Origin of the sequence: Sutterella sp. (genome assembly GCF_030539355.1) — a bacterium.
Classification (GTDB): Bacteria; Pseudomonadota; Gammaproteobacteria; order Burkholderiales; family Burkholderiaceae_F; genus Sutterella.
This window is the reverse complement of sequence record NZ_JAUNSF010000194.1, coordinates 1-2,020: the sequence shown is the minus strand read 5'-3', so window position 1 is coordinate 2,020 and position 2,020 is coordinate 1. Positions and strand designations below refer to the sequence as shown.

Sequence of the window (2,020 nt, the reverse complement as noted above, 5' to 3'; positions counted from 1 at the left end):
CTTGAAGGGGTCTTCTTAATGTACAAACTAATTGTATATCTGTTTAATACTAAGAAAGATGCAAGTTACGGCAACTTTTCCTGAAATAGTAATCTACATAAGGGAAAACCCGCAGAACTCAAGGCAGTTCCGCGGGTTTTCAAGGTTTCGGAAGGATTGTGTGTCTGTCGATCAGAAGAGACCGATCGCCTGCCACCAGACCATGCCGATGGCGAGATAGATCACGGTATTGATTGTGCAGATCACGAAACCGTTCCTCCACCACTCGCCCTGGGAGACGTAGCCGGCGCCGAAGTAGACCGGGCCGCAGCCGTTGCCGTAGTGGGTGAGCGAGATCGGGACGTTCGCGAAGATACCGAACGTGATCGCGGCCATCAGGGCCGGCGTGCCGCAGGCCGCCGCGACCGCGACGAACGCGGCGTACATCGCCGAGATACGGGCCGTCACCGACGCGAAGCAGTAGTGCGAGTACGTGTAGAAGACGATCACGACGAGGAACGAGGCGATCCAGCCGAGGCCGGCGCCGCCGATGATCACAGAAACATCCTTGGCAAGCCAGGTGATGAATCCGGACTTGCCGAGGGCGGTGGCCAGTGACATTAATCCGCCCATCCAGAACATTGCGTCATAAGCGCCCTTTTCCGACAAAATATCCTGCCAGCTCAATACCTTAGCGATAAGCATGATGGCAATTGCGAGCATCGCGATGGGGGTGGCACCTAAGTGCGTCCAGCTGCCGGTGGCCCACAAAACGAGACACATTACGAAAACAAAGGCGAGCACTTTCTCGTCCTTGCTCATCGGACCCATCTTGGCGAGTTCCTGCTCGGCGAGTTCACGCGCGTTCGGGATCTTCTTGATCTCCGGGGGCGAGAGGAGGCTCACGGAGAACGGAACCAGGGCGAGGCAGACGAGGCCCGGGACGATGGCGGCGAGCGCCCAGTTCGTCCAGGTGACCTCGACGCCGACGGCGGAGGCGGCGAGGCCCACGCAGAGCGGGTTGCCGGCCATCGAGGTGAGGAACATCGTGCAGGTCACGGCGTCGGTGTGATAGCCGACCTGCATGAGGTAGGCACCGATCTTGCGCGAGCTCGGGCCGGGCTCACTGCCGAAGGCCTCGCAGAGCGAGCGGACGATCGGGTAGAAGACGCCGCCGCCGCGGGCCGTCGCCGACGGCATGGCCGGCGCGACGATGAGCTCGGAGAGCGCGATCGAGTAGCCGAGCGAGAGCGAGGACTTGCCGATCGCACGGATGATCACGTACGCGATGCGGCGGCCGAAGCCCGTCTTGATGAAGGCGCGCGAGAGGAAGAACGCGCAGACGATGAGCCAGATCGTGCCGTTGCCGAAGCCCATCAGCACGGCGCTCGTCTTGAGCAGGCCGGTGAAGCAGCAGAACGTCAGCGAGATGAAGGCCATCGCGCCGATCGGCATCGGGTGGAGGATGAAGCCGAGCACCGTCGCGACGAAGACCGCGAAGATGTGCCAGGCATCGGGTTTGAGGCCTTCGGGTATCGGGCAGAACCAGATGCCCGCGCCCACGGCCAGAATAATGAGCCAGTTTCTGAGGGTAGCGTTCATTTTTGTTGAACTCCGTATTTGTGTCTTACGGCGAAGACTTCTGACCGGGGGCGTTTCCAGAACAGCTGACGAAAATGTGGTGAGAGCTGCTGTGCCTTGATCAAGGAAACGTTGGGTCCCCGGCCCGTCCGCTTTTCCGGTCTGCTCTGTGGGCGCAGACCGACCTGCGGACGGAAATCAAGCCGCAGGCGAAGCCTAGCGCGGCGGCAATGTCTGCGAGGCATTTCCAGAGCTCCGGCAATGTAAGTGCGGCCTCGAATAGTTGCGGCGTTATGCATGGGATAGGAAGAAATACCTAATTCCAAGGGTGTAGGCACGGAAACGGTGCACTACCCCGGACTGGGGATGCGGCTTTGGCGCAACAGTGAAGCGGAAGAGACTGCCCGCCTGGGGCTGAACTAGTCGAAGTAGAACCTACAATAACTACCACGACCTCATT

The 2,020-nt window shown here is 59.9% G+C and carries 1 protein-coding gene; it reads right to left on the bottom strand.

Annotated elements, in window-relative coordinates:
• Positions 1-171: 171 nt before the first annotated feature.
• Entirely contained in the window at positions 172-1,581 is a 1,410-nt protein-coding gene (locus Q4F91_RS13450; protein WP_303338242.1) for a DASS family sodium-coupled anion symporter, read from the bottom strand.
• Positions 1,582-2,020: the final 439 nt, after the last annotated feature.

Coding starts and splice junctions, on each gene's coding strand:
- Q4F91_RS13450 (WP_303338242.1), bottom strand. CDS start 1,581: ATGAACGCTACCCTCAGAAACTGGCTCATTATTCTGGCCGTGGGCGCG.